This is a genomic window from Mucilaginibacter pedocola (genome assembly GCF_002013915.1).
GTDB classification, from domain to species: domain Bacteria; phylum Bacteroidota; class Bacteroidia; order Sphingobacteriales; family Sphingobacteriaceae; genus Mucilaginibacter; species Mucilaginibacter pedocola.
In genome coordinates this window covers 105,378-124,231 of sequence record NZ_MBTF01000008.1, presented here as the reverse complement: position 1 = coordinate 124,231, position 18,854 = coordinate 105,378, and the positions used below count along the sequence as shown (strand labels likewise).

Here is an 18,854-nt window from a genome sequence, read left to right as displayed (position 1 = left end):
TGATAATAATCAGTTATCCGTTATTCAATATTAATAATTACTGCGACGCTTTCGGCTTTATTGACAAAGCCGCTATATCAATCTCTTCGGATAGTAAGTTGATCAGGATCATTGTTGATAATACTGACAGGCTTAGGTCTCAAAGTGTAAAGCCAAATAAATATATTTTCACCACAATATCAAGAACTTCCATGTCTTTCGTTCGGAAATATTTGATCAGTCATGAAGTCCTATCGAGTATTTTCTGAAAACGCCCCTAAAACAAAAGAAGCTTGGAACCCGGGTGTTGTTCGGGACAGATTTTTACTTGGTAAGAAACCACAAAAGTGAAAAAGAAATGCTTCCTGATGCTATAGCCCTACACTTTTTTCGAAAGCTTCTTCCTATTTCTAAAAGATCCCCGTCTTGTTCCATATCGGCCGTAAAAGGAGCTTGAATATGGAAAAGGAACACTTAAGAGAACTATTTAAAAAATACAAGGCAGGCACATGTACCGAGGAAGAAAAAGCGCTTTTGGAAGCGTGGTATCTCCAGTACAACGAACAAGGGCTTGATATCTCATCAAAAAAGATCAAGGCGATCGGCGAACGGATATTCCGGGAATTGCCCGGCAATGAGCATGCCTTTATCAAAATAGGGCTACAACTCGCAGCCGCCGCGGCCGCTATCGGTATCGCCATTACGATCGCGCTGAACATTTTCTTTTCTGCTTCTGAAGAACTAAAGATGTCGAATACGCCGAAGATCCTCCCGGGAAAGAACACGGCGCTACTTACCCTGGCCAATGGGCAGCAGATCGGCCTCGACACGGCTTCCAACGGGAATATCGTACGGCAGCAAGGGTTCGCTATCACAAAGGCGGCCAATGGCCTGATCATCTATAAGAGCATCCACGGAACGGACGAACCCACCACAACGGGCATGAATGCCATCGCCACGCCAAAGGGCGGACAGTGGCAGGTCAAGTTACCCGACGGCACCACGGTGCGGATCAATTCCGCCTCGTCATTACAGTACCGGGCGAACCTGATCAATGGTAGATACCGGGAGGTCTACCTTAAAGGCGAAGCCTACTTTGAGGTAGCTAAAGACAGGAACCACCCATTTATTGTCAAAACCGCAGGACAGCAGATCGAGGTGTTGGGCACGCACTTCAATGTGAATGCCTATCCCGATGAACCCGATACCAGAACGACACTGGCCGAAGGCAGTGTCAAGGTCACCACCGTTTCCGGTAACTCACGAACAATATCACCGGGACACCAGGCGATACTAACGAACGGAAATATCACTGTAGATCAGGCAGACACCGATGATATACTCGCCTGGACGAAAGGTTCTTTTCATTTCCACGACGAGAACATCCGCGAGATCATGCGGCAGGTGGCCCGCTGGTATGACATCGAGGTCATCTACAACGCAAATGCCCCCCAACATGGCCTGAATGGCAGGATATCGCGCAGCAAGGAATTAAGCCAGGTGCTCCAGGCACTGGAGGCAACAGGATCTGTTCATTTCAAACAGGAAGGAAGGAGGATCACCGTAATGCAGTAGAAGCACAGATCAGTTAGTTAATGAAAAGCCAGGGAACCGATAGGAGTCGGTGACCTGGCTTTAAGCTAGCTATACCCTTTAATTAATTAAACGATACCGCGAAGCGCCCCACACATCTTAGAAAATGAACAGGCGCGACGCATAAACCATGCTCCATCAAATGTACACTTTTTACCCAAAAACATTGGTGCGGCCACCTCGCCGTGCCTATAATATCCTAAAGGCCGTAGGCCTGACCATGGGCCTGATGCTCGCTATCGCCTTGCGCGGATACAGCGCCCCGTTCAACGGCAGGGTGACCTTATCTGAAAAGGCCGCTCCCCTGAGCAGGGTCCTGGAAAAGATAAATGACCAGACCGGCTATGACTTCGTCGTTTCGACAGAAGACCTCAAGCGCGCAAAACCCGTAACGCTTTCGGTTCAGAACGAAGAGATCGAGGTTGTACTGGATATGATCTTTGCGGCCCAGCCCCTGAGTTTCGTTATCCAGGACAAGACCGTGGTCGTTTCCAAAAAACAACAAAAGCCGAGTGCCTCATCCGCCCGGCCGATCGAAACCCCGGTGACCGTTTCCGGACGGGTCGTCGATACCGCCGGTGTGGCTCTGCGCGGAGCGAGCATCAGTATCAACGGGAAGTTCAGGACGGCCATAAGTGATCAGGATGGCCGCTTTAGCATCGAGGCCGAACCGGATGATATCATCACGATCTCCTACATCGGCTATTCCCCCTTGACCATAAAGGCCTCAGATGGAACCCGGGCCAGGAACTATGTACTGCATATTGCCCGCTCACAGATGAATGAGGTGAATATCGTTTCGACGGGGTACCAGACCTTACCCAAAGAAAGGGCGACCGGTTCATTTGCCCAGGTAGACGATCAATTGTACAACCGAAGGACAGGCGCGGACCTGCTCGGGAGGTTGGAGGGTGTCGTACCCGGCCTGGCCTTCAACAAGAACACCGTGAATGCTGCGAGCGGGTCCGCTGACATTAGCATCCGCGGCACCAGCACCTTGTTTGCGGGCAACCAGCCACTGATCGTCATCGACGGATTCCCATACGACGGAGACCTTAATAACATCAATCCGAATATCGTCGAGAACGTGACCGTTCTTAAAGATGCCGCTGCCGCGTCGATATGGGGCGTACGTTCCGGGAATGGGGTGATCGTCATCACGACCAAGAAAGGGAAACGTAACCAATCGCTGAACATCGACCTCAATTCCAATATCACGGTAAGTACGAAACCGGACCTGGGTTATAATCCGGGTTTCCTGCCATCGGAGGAATTCATCGCGCTTGAAAAACAATTGTTCGGCCTTGGGTATTACGATGCCAGCCTCAATAGCCCGTCGCATCCGGCAGTATCCCCGGTGGTCCAGCTACTGGCGGATCAGCGTTCCGGCAAAATATCCGCGTCGATGCTCGATGAAGAATTGAACGGACTTCGCGGTAATGATGTCCGCAAGGACCTTGCACGATATTTCTACCGGAGGTCGGTGGCCCAGCAATATGCGCTGAATATCAGGGGCGGAGGCGACAAAAGCACACTCTTTTTAGGGCTCGGCTACGATAATTTCCTGGCTCACCGTACCGGGAATAAGAACCAACGGGCAACCGTGAACGCTAAATATGAGCTTTACCCCATTCCGGCGCTTCAGATCTCGGCAGGCTTGAACTATACGCAGTCGAATTCAGCGGCGAACAGCCCGGTCGAGGATATCCGCACAGGCGGAAATATCAAGACCTACCCGTATGCCCGTTTGGCGGACGCGAACGGTAATGCCCTGCCGGTGGTTAAGAACTATGCGGCCTCCTTTACCGATACCGTCGGGAACGGCAAATTACTGGACTGGGCCTACCGGCCCTTAAATGAACTGCATAACAATGACAACACCGGCAAGCAGACCGATGACCGGATCAACCTCGGCCTTAAATATACTTTTCCGCTGGCCATCAGCGCGCAGGTGAATTATCAATACCAGGGTTCAACGATCGCCAACAGCCAGTACCACAATTCTGACAGCTACTTTGCCAGGAACCTCATTAATGCCTATACACAGCTCATCCCAGGTGCCCAACCGGCCTACCCGATACCGATGGGTGGGATACTGCAAATGTCGAACTCGACCCTGACCTCGAACAGGGTAAGGGCGCAGCTCGACTACAGCGGCAAATTCGGCGACATCCATGAATTGACGGCCATAGCCGGTGCCGAGGTCAGCAGTACGGTGACCGGGAACAGCACGAATACCGTTTATGGTTACGACCGGAACAATGTCAGCAGTAATGGAAATGTCGACTATACGACCTATTTTAACCTATTGAACGGGAACGCGGACAGGATACCGACCACGCTTGGTTTCGGAAAACTGACCAACCGATTCATTTCGTATTATTCGAACGCTGCCTATACCTTCAGGAACAGGTACACGGCCTCGGCCAGCGCAAGGATCGATAAATCGAACCTTTTTGGTGTCAATACCAATCAAAAAGCGGTCCCATTGTATTCCGGTGGCCTGTCGTGGAACGTGGGCCGTGAACCATTCTATAAAGCGGGCTGGTTGCCCTACCTTAAGTTAAGGGCAACGTTCGGTTACAATGGCAACATCAATACGGGAGCTACTGCCGTTACCACGATCCGGCAGTTCGACCCGATACTGAACGGGTTCTCCGCGATCCCATACTCGAGGATCATCAATCCCGGCAACCCTGAACTGCGCTGGGAAAGGGTCCGGATGATCAATCTTGGGGCGGACTTTGGCCTGTTCGACAACCTGCTCACCGGAAGCTTCGAATACTACTTTAAGAAGGGAAGCGATCTCTTCGGATACTCACCGCTGGCACCGTCCACAGGCATCGGGACCTTTTTCGGCAATACCGCAGATATCAAGGGTAAAGGGTTCGACCTGGTCATCAATAGCTATAATATCAAAGGCGTCAAATTCAACTGGACCACCAACCTGTTACTGAGCCACGCTTCGGATATCGTAACCCGTTACCACGCGACAATGACAAGCGCCAGTTATATCGGATTGAGTAATGCCAGCAGTATCTACCCGCTGGAAGGTAAGGACCTGTATGCCTTGTATAGTTACAAATGGGCCGGGCTGGATCCGCAGAACGGCAACCCGAGGGGATATTTAGCGGACGGAACGGTCAGCGGCGACCTGGCCAAGCTCATGGCAGAGACCGGGATCGAACAAATGGACAATAAGGGGTCCTCCAGGCCCCGTTATTTCGGGAGCCTTCGGAACTCCTTCTATTACAAAGGCTTCTCCCTCTCAGCGAACATCGTCTATAAATTCGATTATTATTTCAGGCGTAGTTCCTACTCGTCCAGCAGCCTGCCCTGGACCGGGCACAAAGACTACCTGAACAGGTGGCAAAAACCGGGCGATGAGGCCCACACCGACATCCCTTCCCTGCAATTGCCGCCATACGATAATAACCGGGATGCTTTTTATGCGCTTTCCTCGGCGCTCATCGAAAAAGGGGACCATATCAGGCTTCAGGACATCACATTCAGCTATGACTGGGATAAGGCGGTGTTCAATAAGTTGCCATTCCGCCATTTGCAGCTGTATGCTTATGCGAACAATATCGGGATACTTTGGCGTGCCAACCACCACGGCCTCGACCCGGACCTGCTGGTCGGTTCCGCCTTGACGGCTTTTCCCGCTCCCAAAACACTTTCACTTGGATTAAAAATAACACCCTAATATGAAAACGATCAAATACTTGACCCTCGCGGTACTCCTGTTGTGGCTGATGACCGGTTGCCGGAAAGAAAAGGCATTTCTAGACGCGAAGACCGATCAGCAGTTGTTCGTCCCATCCTCACTGGCTGATCTCGCGAATATGATGCATGATGAGCGCGCTTTCAATATGGCGGACCCCGCGCTCGGCCAGGTCGGTTGTGACGATCAATATACCACCAAAACGGTACTCGACGGCCTGTCATCGAATATAGACAGGAATGCCTACACCTGGGCAAAAATGGTCTACGACCCCGGACAGGACGTTCCTGACTGGTCACTGAAATATACCCAAGTCTATTATTGCAATACAGTACTGGAGTTTTTGGCGAAAATGACCGTTCAGGATGCCCAGGCAGCCCAGGCTCGCGAGATCAAAGGCGATGCCTTGTTCTTCCGGGGAAAGGCGTTCTACGACCTGCTTAATATCTTTTCATTGCCTTACGCCCCGGTAACGGCGGCAAGTACCCCCGGGATACCGATACGGCTCAATGCTGATATCAATATCAGGTCCGTCCGCTCTTCGGTCAAGGATGGTTATGCGCAGGCGATAACCGACCTGGTGGAGGCGGCCGGGTTATTACCGGTATCGAGCGCATACAAAACGCAACCATCGCAACCGGCAGCGTACGGAATGCTCGCCAGGATCTATCTTACGATGGGTGAACATCAAAAGGCCTATGAAGCTGCCGATAAGGCGCTGTCCCTTTATTCTACCCTTACGGATTACAGCACCCTGCGGCCGGGCACACGTGCGATCAGCACGGCCTATCTCAATGAGGATATCTTTCATTCCGTTATCGCGGTGACCTCGCTCACGTCCATCAACTCGGTCGCCATCGCCGATACCCTATTGTATCGTTCCTACGCAGACAATGACCTGCGAAAAACGGCCTTCTTTGTGATCCGCAATAACAGCCCCTATTTTCGCGGGACCTATGACCCCAAGCGCCAGCCGTACACAGGCCTTGCCACCGATGAATTACTGCTGACCAGGGCAGAATGCAGCGCGAGGCTTGGCAATACGGCCGCGGCTATGAAAGACCTTAACACCCTGCTGGCCACGAGATGGAAACCCGGTACGTTCGTTGATTTTTCCGCAAGTTCGCCGGAGGACGCATTGATGCAGGTCTTAAAGGAGCGCAGGAAAGAACTCCTCTTCCGTGGCCTCCGATGGGCCGACCTCCGCAGGTTGAACCAGGATGCCCGTACGGCCGTTACGCCGGCGCGCGTGCTGAACGGTACCCGGTTCGAACTGATGCCGGGAGACCTGCGCTACGCCTGGCCGATACCCGACATAGAGATCACATATAGCGGTATACCTCAAAACCCCAGATAGGCCACAGCAATGAAAACAAATATATTAATGGCTATCCTATTGATGATAAACTCATTGACAATGGCCCAGGAACGATCAGCCAAGGTCGTATTGCAGTTATCCAGTTTAACGAACAGTGACAGTATCTCTATCGTCGCTGAAAGATATGGACAGCTCAGCACCCGCTCTGACAGAACAGAGGCGGTTTATACCGCGGCGCTGAAAGGGAAGAGCGCGCAATTCAAGATCCCTGTATTCGATCATCCGATGAGATTCCAGATACGGCTGGACAGCAAAGAGCCCGCTGCGGTCAAATATGGCCCGGGTTTATTTAACCTGCAGACCAGTTTTTATTTTTTGGAGAATGGCGACGATATCCTGATCCGGGAAACGAACGGGCACATCGAATGCTCCGGGCATGGGTATGAAAAGATCCAACTGATCGATGAACTGAACAAGCTCGCATCCCGTTACGGATCTCCCGGTTCCTATAACGATCATGGCAAGATCAAAGCTTATCTCGATAGCAGGGACACCTTATTTCTCGAGCAGGTCGCCCTCGTCAAAAAGAGCCGGGACCTGATCAGCCCGGAAATGAGGTCCCTATTGCAAGCGGAAGTTACCGGGAACTACCTAAGCAGGTTCAATATTTTGTTCAACGCGCTGAAAAGGAGCGAATGGATGAAGGATAGTATCAGCACTTACCGGCAACAAAATAGGGTATCATTGGATACGGCCCGGCTTAATGACGAACCTGTGATGGGTTATTCTGCAAGCTATCCCTTCGGGCTTCTCGCGGAATACCAGCTGGACTCTGTCGTCCTTGCGAACAAGGCCTTCGATCTTGCCAAATGTTATCATTACTTCAAATCGAATTATGACGGCTACCTTAGGGAAAGGGTCATTATGGAGCTGATCTATAATAACAAGCGGCAGGAAACAGATATCGCAGGACTATGTAAGGACGCGCTGACCTATTTTGAGAACCGTGATTTCAGGGATGGCCTCGAAGCACTACTGAAAGTAAGGAAGGACCGCGATGTTATCTATCAATTCAGCCTCACCGACAAAAAAGGCAATAAGATCCCCCTGTCAGCCTACAAAGGCAAGATATTGTTCCTGGACTTTTGGTTCACGGGCTGCGGGTCCTGCCTCCACATGCCGCCGGTCATCAAAAATGTAATGGCCAAGCTAGCAGGTGAACCGGTCGTCTATTTAAGTATCAGCATTGATCGTTCCAAGGCCATCTGGTTGAAGAATGCGAGGTCTGGTGCTTATACGACGGCCGGAGAGGTCGATCTGTATACGGAAGGATTGGGTATCGAACACCCTATTACAAAATATTTCGATATCACCGGAGCCCCTACGATCATCCTGTTCGACAAACAAGGGCGATTTGTCGACCTGCCGGAACCGGCGGCTGCAAGACGGGACAATGGTAAGAGGATCATCGAGATCATTAAAGGACAACTTGCCCGATAAAAAGAACGCTGCTCATTTCGGGCAGCGTTCTTTTTTTGCGGATAGAAATTAAGGGTTCGCTACCCTTGCCAGGCCATTACCATGAACGATGGTCTTCTGGGCAGGGAACGTGTTGGCCGGCAAAGAAGTAACACCACTGCTGGTCGAAGTGATGGTGCAGGCCAGCGCACTGGTACGGGTACAGTCCGCATCTGGCTGAGTGGTCGTCCAAACCGACTGTCCCGGTGCGATCAATTTAGCATAGTACAACGCGCCAACGCGTGGTTTAGGATGATTGATCGCAAATGCACTTCCTGCTCCGGCGATAGCGGCAAGGGCCAATAGGCCCATTCTGATCTTTTTCATAAAAGGTACTTTTTTTGAATTGCGCCGCGTTTACAGGTAGCGGCATTCACCTTATTTCGCGCGTGAAATATCATTTTCAGGTCCGTTAAGGGAAGCTCTGCCGGTGTGCCCGGAAAGACTTACCGCCACTAAATTGATCCCGATGAACAACAAGTTGAATAAGAGGTGCTGCGGCCATGTTAAAGTGGCTATCGCGCCGCCACACGGGCAGGGCGTTCTGCTCAAAACATGTAACATCACCGCCAGAACATAGACCGTGAATAAGCAAAGCATCAGCAAGGAAAGCCAAAGGGCCAGATAGCGGGACCGTTCGAAGACCATCATCAGGGAAACGATCACTTCAGAGGCCGGAAGCATAAAAACCAATACCTGCTCCAGCCAAAGCGGAAAGTGTTGCAGATGGATCGATCTTTGGAATTGGCTGAGATCGGCCAATTTGCTGACCCCTGTATACATCAGTAAGACGATCAGCAGGGCCGTAGCTGTTCCGTAAATAGCTGTCTTTTTCATATATGTAACTCATATAAAAAGGGGAAGCTGACCTTCTCCGGTGATAAGCATTTCAACAGACAACACACGATGGCCGCATGCGTAGTAAGCGAACGGATAGATATCGGGACATTATCTTCTTCCGGCCAGAACCGGTAGCCATTGATCTCACGGCCGGTATGGAGGATCACCTGAACGATATGATGGGCCCTTCGTTCCCATTGAACGTCCTGAAAGACCCGCGAAGCTTCAAAGTAAACTCCGGCGAGGCCCGTGAGCCCGTCCTGCATTCCCATGGAACCGTTCGAGATATATTCGGGATGGAGGGCCAAAGCCCCGGTCGCTGCCAGCTTGTAGCTTTCTGCCCCGTAGCGTTCATATCCAAGAATGAATACATAGGCGATCCCGGTAAAACCTGCACCCATCCAGGGATCGATCAGGCCTTTATCCTTAGCTACGGGCCATGTCAAATATCCATTGGCATCGATGCGGTTTTGCACCAGGTAGCCTAATCCGCTAGCGATCGCGGTATCGGCATTTTCATGGCCGAAGCGCGTAACATATCTTATCAGTAGAGTGATGATACCTGCTATGCCATCTGACTGGCCGAAAGGTAACGATCCATCCCCTGTAGCCATTTTCCAATTCCCACCCGCATCCTGCGATCGGATCAAAGTATCAATGACCTCCCGTAGCCTGTTCTCCAGAAATACGGATGGCGCGAGATCAAGATAGCCCATGATATATTGTCCATGACGCAAAAGCTCGGAAACGCTTTCGTACTTCGATATTTCGGACACTGGCCCGGTGCCTTCGGGCTTAGGTGTTAATGCGCGGTCGATCCGGGCCAAGCCGGCTTTTTCCAGTTCCAACCAGGTGATCCAATTTACCAGGGCCTGATCCATCGCTGATAAGCTTGGTTGATGTTCGATGGTTGGTAGAGCCCCATCGAGGATCTTGAGGTTGCTATCGAACACTTCCTGGTCCCCCAGCAATTCTATATCAAGACTGGCCGCCTTGGCCAAAACACGAAAGCAAACATGCACGGGACTTGGGATGACACCGCCATTGGGATACCAGCATTTGTTCTCATCCGTAAAATAGGAAGACAGGAATGTGGCGGCACCGGCCCTGATCGCCCCTGTTAAAAGATCCCGGCCTACCATGGCGGGTACTTCCGGCGGCAAATGCGGGAGCGATCTTTTGGCTTTCAGGAAATGGAGGATATCGGTTATGTGAGGCCTATATGACGGATCGGGGTGGAGGCATGCGCCGATCAGCCGAGAGAGGCTTTGGTCGGCTATAAAGTAACCTAATTGCTTCGCCAGCATACCGTGTTCACTGGTATTGAACCTTACCGGGGACGTTCCTGTAAATGCACGTATCAGGCATGCCCCGATGGCGTAAATATCGTCTGAAATAACCGGTAAGGCGATGGCCGTTCGCTGCGGTGACATGTAGCCAATTGTCCCTAATGCAAAGGGGGGATCGGGGAGTTCATTTTTTAATGAATAGCATAGTTCGAGATCCAGGAGGTAAACTTCGTGCTGCTCCGTGACCATAAAATTCTCCGGATTAATGTCCCGGTGAACATAACCATAGCGATGCAGGTCACCGATCATTCGAATAGCGTTGATCAGGGCTTCCAGAACCTTATCACGGTTTTCAAAGGTTGTATGCTCGTAGGCCTCGCCGTTCAACAAGCCGTTAAAATACTCCGCCATCGGCTGCCCGGTGATATGTTGCAGGGAAAGCGCCATATGTTCGCCGATAGAAAACAATTCATAGGCTTTCGGAATGTTTATCTTCCCGGCCAGTTCTTGATGTAAGCGGTATTGCCAGGTCAAACGGTCGCGGATATCCCTTCCGGCATCATCGAAACTTTGGTATCGCTCAGCCTGTTTGATGATACACCAATCGATATTGTACAGCCTGTTAAGCCTGATGCATTTCAGTACCGCACCTTTGGGGTCGGCTTTTAAGGTCTGTAACGGGACATACTTCAGGCCCAAAAGCCTGCGGGGCCTTTTTTGACAGGCACGCAACTTTGCCCGCAACTCTGGCATATGACAGGTCGCTGACCTTATCTTTTTTAGCAGGCCGCGGATCTCAGGTAGATGTCCTGGCCGCTCATCCAAGCTCGCCGGCTCCGGGTGCCCATCCGGCAATCTCCCCCAGGAGATATAGACCTGCGTACCAGTTGAGATCGTGTCATAAATTGCTGGGCCTTTAAAGCCAGTAACCATTTCGACGAGATCGGCCAATATTTTGCAGAATGCAGGCTCATCCACGATATGGATATTCAGGACTTTCGCAACGTTGGAAAGGCCGGACCGGCCATCAAGTATCCTGGAATGCTGTTCGAGGTCAGTGGGTATCGATACAGGCAAATTCGTTGCGATCAGGTATCTCAATAGCTTGTCGAGCAACGCTGCCATCTGTTGCCTGACGACCGAAATATGTATCAACCATCCGGCTTTGTCTGTCCGGCCACCAAAGAAGATATAAGGAGGAACGGCCGCGATAGGCAGGACGTAGGGCGCTATGTATGCTGAATAGCTGGCAGCCGGCCCGATACTTTTTGTGAAAGCAACCGTTGCATTTAGGTCTGAACTATACTCTTCTACGGGTTTCATTGGGGCACTTTATTATGCGTTCTGCCATTGAGCAGGCCGGTATTGTAAAGTAACGCCAATAGATCAGGCCGGAACAGTTGTAAAATAGTTGTACGCCGGAACGGTTTACTACGCATCAACGATCATATAACCTAATGATCTTTAGAACTACAGCTGCTTGTAGAAAGCGGCCGTTAGCTATCAAAAAGGGTAAAAACCCCACCACCTTTTACCACCCCTGGTTGTAGATCATTGGCCTTCTTCCGTTCGCAGCTCTTTCGCAAGGATCAGGCCGATGTCGCTTTTGATGCTTAAATAATTGGACATGATCATGTCTCCGTCTATTTTCCTTATCGCGGGAAGCTCCTTATATGCAGCCTCTTCACTTTTGATGGCATCGTGGTCATTGATGACCTGGTTATGAAAGACCTTCAGATCGATCTTGTCGCCGGGGTCGTCGGCAACAAGCCCCACGAACTCCCCGGATGAAAGCGTCGCGATCTTAGAAGCAGGTACAGCAAAATCTAATTGGGTCGACCTGCCCACAGAGGTATCCTGGCTATTGATCGTAAGGCTGCGGCGCTCCTGCACGATCTTGCCGAACCGTTCGCTTAATTGCTTAGCGGTATCGCCGCTGACCTGCCCCGAAATGATATTGCCGACGATATTCATGATGACCTCTGCCTGTTCACGGCCGTAGTCCTTTTTTAGCTGGCTTTGGTCTTGCACGGCCAGCGTGGTCGCTACTTTATTTGATCGGGCGGTAGCGATGAGGCTATCGATATTATTGAAGTAGATGGTCGGGAACTCATCAAAGATCAGATTGCACTTTAGCTTGTTTTTTTGATTGACAAGCTTGATCGTACGAGAAATATACAAGCTAAGGACCGCGCCGTAAACTTGCTGTTTCATCGGGTCGTTACCCATACAAATGATCTTGGGATCCGCTGGGTCATTCAGGTCCAGAGAAAAGTCGTTCCCGGAGAGCACGTAATAAAGAGATGGTGAGACCAGCCTGGCCATACTGATCTTGGCACTAGCGATCTGGCCTTCCAATTGATCATACGCTTCATTTTGCCAGGCAGAAATAAATGGGTTGATCAGTACTTCTATCTCCGGCTCTTTTTTTAAAAGCGGAAAAAGGCTTTCGTACTCTACCTGTGCCAATTCGATCGCATGAGGAAGTGTGCAGTACTTTCCGTTCTCATACTTTCGTAGGAACCAGATCAGCGCTGTCAGGAAATTGATCGGGGATTCTACAAAGAAATCGCCCTGCTTTTTAATCCATTCCCGGTTCAAACCCAGCATAAAGGTACGTGAAGATTCCATGGCATCTGTGATGTCATTCATATTGGCCGGGTCCAATGGATTACACCGGTGCGATCGGTTCAGGTCCTCAAAATTAATGACATAGAATTTTGGCTTGACCTTGTACCCTTTGTTATGGTTCAGCAAGGTATTGTACGCGATCCTGGTGAGGTCATCGTATTTAAAGTCGTAGAGGAACATGGCAAATCCTTTTTTGATATGTTGGGTTATGATATGGCGGATCACGAAATAGGATTTACCTGCTCCCGGCGTACCCATGACCAATGACCCGCGGAACGGATTGACCACATTGATCCAACTGCCGCGGAGTTTACCTTTAAAGCGGTATTTTGCAGGCAGATTGATCGAGTATTCGTTCTCTAACCAGCGCTCTTCCTGGGGGAATGATTCGTTTTCTGTATTGAAGATGTCTTTGGCCAGGTTAACATCGATGATCCTGTACATCATACTGGTACCGGCAAGGAATAACAGGAAGCCTGTCGTGGTCATCAGTATGTAGGCCCATGCCGCAGTAAGTGGCCCCAGATGCGTCCGGTCGATCAGCGAACTTCCATAATAGAGGACGATCCCGGCCAAGGTTTTAACCCAAGCCGACGGCCATTTAAGGCCCTCCGTTTTCTTGCCCTTTGTTCCAATTAGCGAGATGAGCAGTAATGCTGCGGAAGAAGTTTTCGCGGCCAGAGAACTCTTAAAGATCCCTAAACGACCGATGGTACCTAATATTCTGTCGACCACCTGGTAGGTCAACCCCAAATCACTAAAGGCGAGGTAACAGTTAAAATAAAAGTGTAGGACCAATACGATGATGGCCAGGGACCTTGTAAAATCGATGATCTTCCTGAGCGCTTGTTCATTTTCTCCGGTTTGCATGATCTTGCTGTTATAGGTTCAACTTTTTACGTTTCTTCTTTTTCCGCTTAGGGCCAAAATCTCCAGCGGTATTGGCTCCGTCATTTGGGTCGAGTAGTTCGTGCAGCAGGTCAGTGCCTCTTGACCGGTCCGCATTTTGCTCTGCTGAAATTACCTCGGCACTTGCGGCGACAACAGGACGGTGCGCCGGGCGGTTCTCTCCGGAGGCGGCCAGGAATTTCAACCTGGCCATAACGGCCGAAGCACTATATTCTTTCCCGAGGTCACTGCCATTAAACACTGTTTTTTCTTTAAGGTCGATAAAGCTCAAACCGTAAATACGGCCATCGGCATTCTGCCTTACTACTAAGATGATATTCTCGTTTTTCAGGCCGTCCTTCAATTGCTCCAAAGAGCACGAGGCGCTAAGCTTATTTTCGATGCGGGATTTCAAGCTATTGCGCAACGGCTTTCGCAAGTATTCGTTCAACTTGAATCTCCGCTCCAAGAGGTGAAGGGTCGGCTTTTTGTAGATACTGCTTGCTTTAATAGGCACGCCGACCCGCTGCCCTTGCTCATTTGTGGCCCAATACTGCAATCCTCCATTCTTGTGCATTACCGAATCGTTCGCTCCGCGGTAGGCGGTGACGTTATACAAAGCAAGCACAGCATTCAATTCGGGCAGGCTGGTGTACTTATAGGCCTTGGTGATCTCATTCACGATATTGGTGATCGCCCGTTTAGTATCAGAAATGCCATATTGCAACGGCTTTAACTTTTCTGCTCTCTTAATGGAAAGATCCGGTGGGTTATGTCCGGCACGGAGAAGCCCGAATTCCATTTCTATAGCTTTTCTTGCCTGCTCTGATCTCAATTTCCCGATATTATGCAGACTGATACGTTTGCCGTCCGCCTGGATATTTGTAGTGACGATATGGATATGCGGATGCCCGGCATCTTTGTGTTCGTATATCAGGTAGGGCTGTGCGCTGAAACCGATGCGTCCCATGTATTCGTCCGCGATATGTGCCAACCGATCCGGAGGCAGGTTCTCGCCGATACCGAAGTTCAGGGATATATGGACCGTATTGGTTTTCGTCCGGTGGTTACGATCTGCGAGATCCGTCAACCTTTGCAATTTGTCCTGCATACTTAACGCGGAGGTCCCTTTCGCATAACCTCTTGCTTTCACAAGCTGTGCTTTTCCGGCAGAGACCTTGCGCTCGTTATACATCAATGCGCCCATCAGGCTTTTCCCGCTTTCGATCTTTGCGACCATATATCCGCATAATTATGTATCCTCTCCTTGATCTTTTCTATCGAAGGGCTTAGTTTTCCGTTAATGACCTTCAAGAGATCCAACCATAATCTATTATCCGCGTAGCCATGTGCGCTATTGATATTACGGACAGCTTGGTTCAGATTATTCCCGACATAGTTCAATTCTCTACGTAACTTGACAAGTTCTTCCAATACATCATCCATCGACCGGTCCCTGTAAATAATGGTGACCGGCTTTCCCAATAACAAGGCACGGCCATACTCGCTCAGGCTTTGAAAAGTCGACTTTTTATACCGCTTGTCCAGTATTTCTTCCTCGCTCGGGCGAAGGCGGATCTTCAAATATTTAGACCGGTTCTCATTATCTTTTTCCATTGGTAACAGTTTTAAACAAACCGACTCCGGAGCGTTTGCCAATGGCCCCGAACCGACTTTGGAGGGAAAGGGCAAGATGCGTTTGTGGTACAAACGTACATCTTGCTAACTGCGAAAAGACAGCAGTTCTATTCCTTATCATCATCTTCAAAACCGAAGCTCCTTATTTTGAAAGACCATCCTTTTCTTCTAAGAAACCCTCCAATGCTTTAATAGTGATCTCCTTTAACGATACATCGTTTTGAGCGGCATAAGCTTTTAGTCTCCGCTTCAAAGACCTGGGAATCCAATTATTGAAACGAGCCTCGGCCTCCTTGGCCTCCTCGGGCGGATGATCAACAGGTTGTACCTGTTGGATCGGTGTCCGTGGAGGGTCGGCCTTGATCTTACTTGCGAGGTCGCCAAGCTTTTTTTTATAATCATTCATAACCTATCGACTTGTGAACGATTCGACATTACTTCAAATGCAGAAATGAATTATCCGGCATATGTTCATTTGACGAATTGAATATTTCGGCATATCTACATTTGAATATTTACCCATTTGTAGCGATGAATATTTGTTCATTACTCCAATTGTATCTATGTGTATTTGAACAATTACCTAGTCCTGCAATTGAAGTTATCTCCATTTGGAGAATTGACGAGTTGTTCATTTGTAGTTTTATACACTGATCAGGTCAACGACCTCCGCAGCCAGTGAAGTGACCTCTTCGATCGCTTTCTGGTCTGTGCCGGCCATAACCCCGCCGGTCATGGGCGACCTTGCGAGGCTTACCCGGTCATAGATCTTAGTGGCCAATAACGGCGTACCAAGGCTTCTAAGTAACTCTGTAACCTCGGCGGTAATGCCCGACCTTGGCTTGATCATATTCAGCACGATCCCTGCTTTTATTCTTGGTTGCTGAGCCTGTGCGAATTTGACCAGGGCGAGTGTTGACCTGACGGCCATCACATCAAAGAATCCGGCCTTGGTCGGTATCAGGACCAGATCAGAGTAGCTAAAGAGTTCATTTAAACGATTCGATAGATAAGGTGGTGTATCAACGATAATGAGGTCGTGGCCCAGTTTGGGGATCTCGCTGATGAGATTGGGGGCAAGAATATCCAGCCCCGGAAGATCGTCTTTTAAATGATAGATACTGCCCTGAAGGTCCGCGTCGACCAATGCGACTTTTAACTGGTCTTTAAAGCTCAGGGCGAGATTTAAAGCCAATGTGCTTTTACCTACACCACCTTTCTGATGTGCTAATGTGATTATCTTTGCCATGATAAATACGTTAAGTTAGGAACGTTGATTAGTTACAATATTCAGCGGCGTTGTCCACGCCGTGAATTTCCAAGTTTTACGCTATCGGCGATCTCGGCCAACGTGCTTTTTCGGCCCGCTCTGATCCATTCCAGCAACTCGCTCTTATTAAAATAGAGTTTCTTACCTTGCTTGCTTACCGGGATCTCCCGGCGACAGACCTTACCGTAAATGGTAGAGATCGACAAATTCAAAAATGCAGAGGCCTGTTTTATGGAGAATAAGCTATCGTCTTTCGATTCGCCTTGCTGATCGTGATTAAGGATATCTTCGATCTTGGACACTTTTTCTAAGAGTTCACTTACTGCCTTAGGTAGCTGATCAAATGTTATTATTTCCATAAGCGCTATTTTGAGGTTCGTTTATGAAGGCAAAACTATCTGATTGCAAAGTTTCAGCGCTCCGAGATTGTCCGACTCGGACATCAGAAAATCAAAATAAGCGTAAATAAAGAGGTATTGTTAATGGCCGGAAAATGATGAGTTTAGTGATAGAAAGAAAAAAGGCAGTTTTTGTTGAAGTATCAAAATAGGGCTAAACGCTATCATACAGCAGGAAGGAGCTAGTATGCAAATACAGAAAAAGTATGCAAATTTTATGCAAATAAAAAAGCCCCACTTGCCGAAGTGGGGCTAAATCATTGATTTTGAGGCTCCTGAGGCTGGGCTCGAACCAGCGACCCTCTGATTAACAGTCAGATGCTCTAACCGGCTGAGCTACTCAGGAATTTTCCTTTCTTTCGCACTTCAGAACTTATCTGTAGTGCTTTCCGGTTTGGAGTGTGCAAAAGTAGCATTTCCGCGGATAACTCACAATTTTTTCAGCAAAAATTTCAAATATTTTAACCAAAGGCAACTTAGTGGCTGATTATGTGGGAATTAATTTTTCAGGAAATTAAGCCATTCCAGACTATCGCTTGCGTTAATCGGCTTTTTCGATCATACATGAAAGTCCCGTCGCCTTGCAACGTGAAAACCCTCGCCGCGCATACCTCATTATCCATTCATTTTCGCGATATTTGCAGTAAAATAAAATATAAATATTTCCGCATGAGTTTGTTAGTTATTGGTACCGTGGCGTTCGACGCAATTGAGACCCCCTTTGGTAAAACAGATAAAATTGTTGGTGGCGCTGCAACCTACGCCGGTTTGGCAGCTTCTTACTTTTATGATAAGGTGAAAATTGTTGCCGTAGTAGGCGATGATTTCCCCGCCGAAGAAATTGCCGATTTTAATGCGCACAAGATCGATACCGAAGGCTTGCAGATAAAAGAGGGCGAAAAATCATTCTTCTGGAGCGGTAAATACCATAACGACATGAACAGCCGCGATACGCTGGTTACCGACCTAAACGTATTGGCCGATTTTGACCCTATCATTCCTGATAGCTACCAGGACTGCGAATACCTGATGCTGGGCAACCTTACCCCACAGGTACAGCAAACGGTTATTAAACGCCTTAAAAACCGCCCTAAACTGATCGTAATGGACACCATGAACTTCTGGATGGACATTGCTTTAGACGATCTGCTGGAAACCATTAAAATGGTTGACGTATTAACCATTAACGATGCAGAAGCGCGTCAGTTATCTGGCGAGTACTCGTTGGTGAAAGCGGCTAACAAAATATTGGCCATGGGCCCTAAATACCTCATCATTAAAAAAGGTGAGCACGGTGCATTACTTTTCCACGAGGATAAAATATTCTCGGCCCCTGCCCTGCCATTGGCTGAAGTATTTGACCCAACCGGCGCAGGCGATACGTTTGCGGGTGGTTTCATCGGCTACATGGCCAAAGTAGGTACCGTAAACTTCAATAACATGAAGAATGCCATCATCTTCGGCTCTGCCCTGGCATCATTCTGTGTAGAAAAATTCGGCACCGAAAAAATTAAAAACCTTAGCGACGAAGAAGTAGCCGCCCGCGTGCAGCAGTTTGTGCAATTGTCGTCTTTCGAGATAAAATAAATATCTTAACATAACAGTAACGGCCCGATGAATGCGTTTTATCGGGCCGTTTTGTTTAACAGGAATTTAATGGACCCTAAAGCTCTGCGTTAGTTTTAGTGCGAACATCAAAACGGTGGAAATAAAGAGCTGTTCGGCTTAATAAAACCGCGAGAGGCCCTTTATCCCATGTATGGTGCCT

Annotated in this window: 14 protein-coding genes and 1 tRNA gene; 5 read left to right on the top strand and 10 right to left on the bottom strand. The window is 49.1% G+C overall.

Annotation, left to right across the window (positions count from 1 at the left end):
- Positions 1 to 438 precede the first annotated feature (438 nt).
- From BC343_RS11085 to BC343_RS11070, 4 genes are all read left to right on the top strand, one after another.
- Positions 439 to 1,554, top strand: coding sequence for a FecR family protein (locus BC343_RS11085; RefSeq protein ID WP_143822147.1), 1,116 nt, complete (start codon positions 439 to 441; stop codon positions 1,552 to 1,554).
- A 160-nt stretch (positions 1,555 to 1,714) separates the two neighbouring features.
- Positions 1,715 to 5,278, top strand: a complete 3,564-nt coding sequence (locus BC343_RS11080; protein ID WP_162276853.1) for a SusC/RagA family TonB-linked outer membrane protein — start codon at positions 1,715 to 1,717, stop codon at positions 5,276 to 5,278.
- A 1-nt stretch (position 5,279) separates the two neighbouring features.
- Complete coding sequence (locus BC343_RS11075; protein WP_078347844.1) at positions 5,280 to 6,653, top strand: RagB/SusD family nutrient uptake outer membrane protein; 1,374 nt, start codon at positions 5,280 to 5,282, stop codon at positions 6,651 to 6,653.
- Positions 6,654 to 6,662: 9 nt separating this feature from the next.
- The gene (locus BC343_RS11070; protein WP_078347843.1) at positions 6,663 to 8,114 is read left to right on the top strand and encodes a TlpA family protein disulfide reductase; all 1,452 of its coding nucleotides are present in this window, start codon (positions 6,663 to 6,665) and stop codon (positions 8,112 to 8,114) included.
- Between the two features lie 48 nt (positions 8,115 to 8,162).
- Here the strand turns inward: BC343_RS11070 and BC343_RS11065 are convergent, their stop codons facing one another.
- The 10 genes from BC343_RS11065 to BC343_RS11020 form a co-directional block, all read right to left on the bottom strand.
- The gene (locus BC343_RS11065; RefSeq protein ID WP_143822146.1) at positions 8,163 to 8,459 is read right to left on the bottom strand and encodes a hypothetical protein; all 297 of its coding nucleotides are present in this window, start codon (positions 8,457 to 8,459) and stop codon (positions 8,163 to 8,165) included.
- A gap of 51 nt (positions 8,460 to 8,510) precedes the next feature.
- A complete protein-coding gene (locus tag BC343_RS11060) occupies positions 8,511 to 8,969 on the bottom strand; it encodes a MauE/DoxX family redox-associated membrane protein (protein WP_078347841.1) in 459 nt (152 codons plus the stop codon).
- Positions 8,966 to 11,584, bottom strand: a complete 2,619-nt coding sequence (locus BC343_RS11055) for a protein kinase domain-containing protein (RefSeq protein ID WP_078347840.1) — start codon at positions 11,582 to 11,584, stop codon at positions 8,966 to 8,968. The genes BC343_RS11060 and BC343_RS11055 overlap by 4 nt, the downstream gene beginning before the upstream one ends.
- A 228-nt stretch (positions 11,585 to 11,812) precedes the next feature.
- A complete protein-coding gene (mobC, locus tag BC343_RS11050) occupies positions 11,813 to 13,762 on the bottom strand; it encodes a conjugal transfer protein MobC (protein WP_078347839.1) in 1,950 nt (649 codons plus the stop codon).
- Positions 13,763 to 13,772: 10 nt separating this feature from the next.
- A complete protein-coding gene (locus BC343_RS11045; RefSeq protein WP_078347838.1) occupies positions 13,773 to 15,020 on the bottom strand; it encodes a relaxase/mobilization nuclease domain-containing protein in 1,248 nt (415 codons plus the stop codon).
- Positions 14,987 to 15,397 (bottom strand): plasmid mobilization protein, encoded by a 411-nt coding sequence (locus tag BC343_RS11040; protein WP_078347837.1) that lies wholly within the window; start codon positions 15,395 to 15,397, stop codon positions 14,987 to 14,989. Before BC343_RS11040 ends, BC343_RS11045 begins: the two co-directional genes overlap by 34 nt.
- A gap of 163 nt (positions 15,398 to 15,560) precedes the next feature.
- The gene (locus BC343_RS11035) at positions 15,561 to 15,824 is read right to left on the bottom strand and encodes a hypothetical protein (RefSeq protein WP_078347836.1); all 264 of its coding nucleotides are present in this window, start codon (positions 15,822 to 15,824) and stop codon (positions 15,561 to 15,563) included.
- A gap of 237 nt (positions 15,825 to 16,061) precedes the next feature.
- Complete coding sequence (locus BC343_RS11030) at positions 16,062 to 16,667, bottom strand: ParA family protein (RefSeq protein ID WP_078347835.1); 606 nt, start codon at positions 16,665 to 16,667, stop codon at positions 16,062 to 16,064.
- Between the two features lie 41 nt (positions 16,668 to 16,708).
- On the bottom strand, positions 16,709 to 17,047 hold the full coding sequence (locus BC343_RS11025; RefSeq protein WP_078347834.1) for a helix-turn-helix domain-containing protein: 339 nt from the start codon (positions 17,045 to 17,047) through the stop codon (positions 16,709 to 16,711).
- 311 nt (positions 17,048 to 17,358) lie between these two features.
- Positions 17,359 to 17,432: transfer RNA gene (locus BC343_RS11020), tRNA-Asn, on the bottom strand.
- 323 nt (positions 17,433 to 17,755) lie between these two features.
- Here BC343_RS11020 and BC343_RS11015 point away from each other — a divergent pair.
- The gene (locus BC343_RS11015; protein WP_078347833.1) at positions 17,756 to 18,673 is read left to right on the top strand and encodes a PfkB family carbohydrate kinase; all 918 of its coding nucleotides are present in this window, start codon (positions 17,756 to 17,758) and stop codon (positions 18,671 to 18,673) included.
- Positions 18,674 to 18,854: the final 181 nt, after the last annotated feature.

Bases quoted from the DNA above. Each gene is read 5' to 3' on its own strand.
- BC343_RS11065 (WP_143822146.1), bottom strand. From the start codon at position 8,459: ATGAAAAAGATCAGAATGGGCCTATTGGCCCTTGCCGCTATCGCCGGA.
- BC343_RS11045 (WP_078347838.1), bottom strand. From the start codon at position 15,020: ATGGTCGCAAAGATCGAAAGCGGGAAAAGCCTGATGGGCGCATTGATG.
- BC343_RS11070 (WP_078347843.1), top strand. From the start codon at position 6,663: ATGAAAACAAATATATTAATGGCTATCCTATTGATGATAAACTCATTG.
- BC343_RS11080 (WP_162276853.1), top strand. From the start codon at position 1,715: ATGTACACTTTTTACCCAAAAACATTGGTGCGGCCACCTCGCCGTGCC.
- BC343_RS11030 (WP_078347835.1), bottom strand. From the start codon at position 16,667: ATGGCAAAGATAATCACATTAGCACATCAGAAAGGTGGTGTAGGTAAA.
- BC343_RS11055 (WP_078347840.1), bottom strand. From the start codon at position 11,584: ATGAAACCCGTAGAAGAGTATAGTTCAGACCTAAATGCAACGGTTGCT.
- BC343_RS11075 (WP_078347844.1), top strand. From the start codon at position 5,280: ATGAAAACGATCAAATACTTGACCCTCGCGGTACTCCTGTTGTGGCTG.
- BC343_RS11015 (WP_078347833.1), top strand. From the start codon at position 17,756: ATGAGTTTGTTAGTTATTGGTACCGTGGCGTTCGACGCAATTGAGACC.
- mobC (WP_078347839.1), bottom strand. From the start codon at position 13,762: ATGCAAACCGGAGAAAATGAACAAGCGCTCAGGAAGATCATCGATTTT.
- BC343_RS11025 (WP_078347834.1), bottom strand. From the start codon at position 17,047: ATGGAAATAATAACATTTGATCAGCTACCTAAGGCAGTAAGTGAACTC.
- BC343_RS11085 (WP_143822147.1), top strand. From the start codon at position 439: ATGGAAAAGGAACACTTAAGAGAACTATTTAAAAAATACAAGGCAGGC.
- BC343_RS11060 (WP_078347841.1), bottom strand. From the start codon at position 8,969: ATGAAAAAGACAGCTATTTACGGAACAGCTACGGCCCTGCTGATCGTC.
- BC343_RS11040 (WP_078347837.1), bottom strand. From the start codon at position 15,397: ATGGAAAAAGATAATGAGAACCGGTCTAAATATTTGAAGATCCGCCTT.
- BC343_RS11035 (WP_078347836.1), bottom strand. From the start codon at position 15,824: ATGAATGATTATAAAAAAAAGCTTGGCGACCTCGCAAGTAAGATCAAG.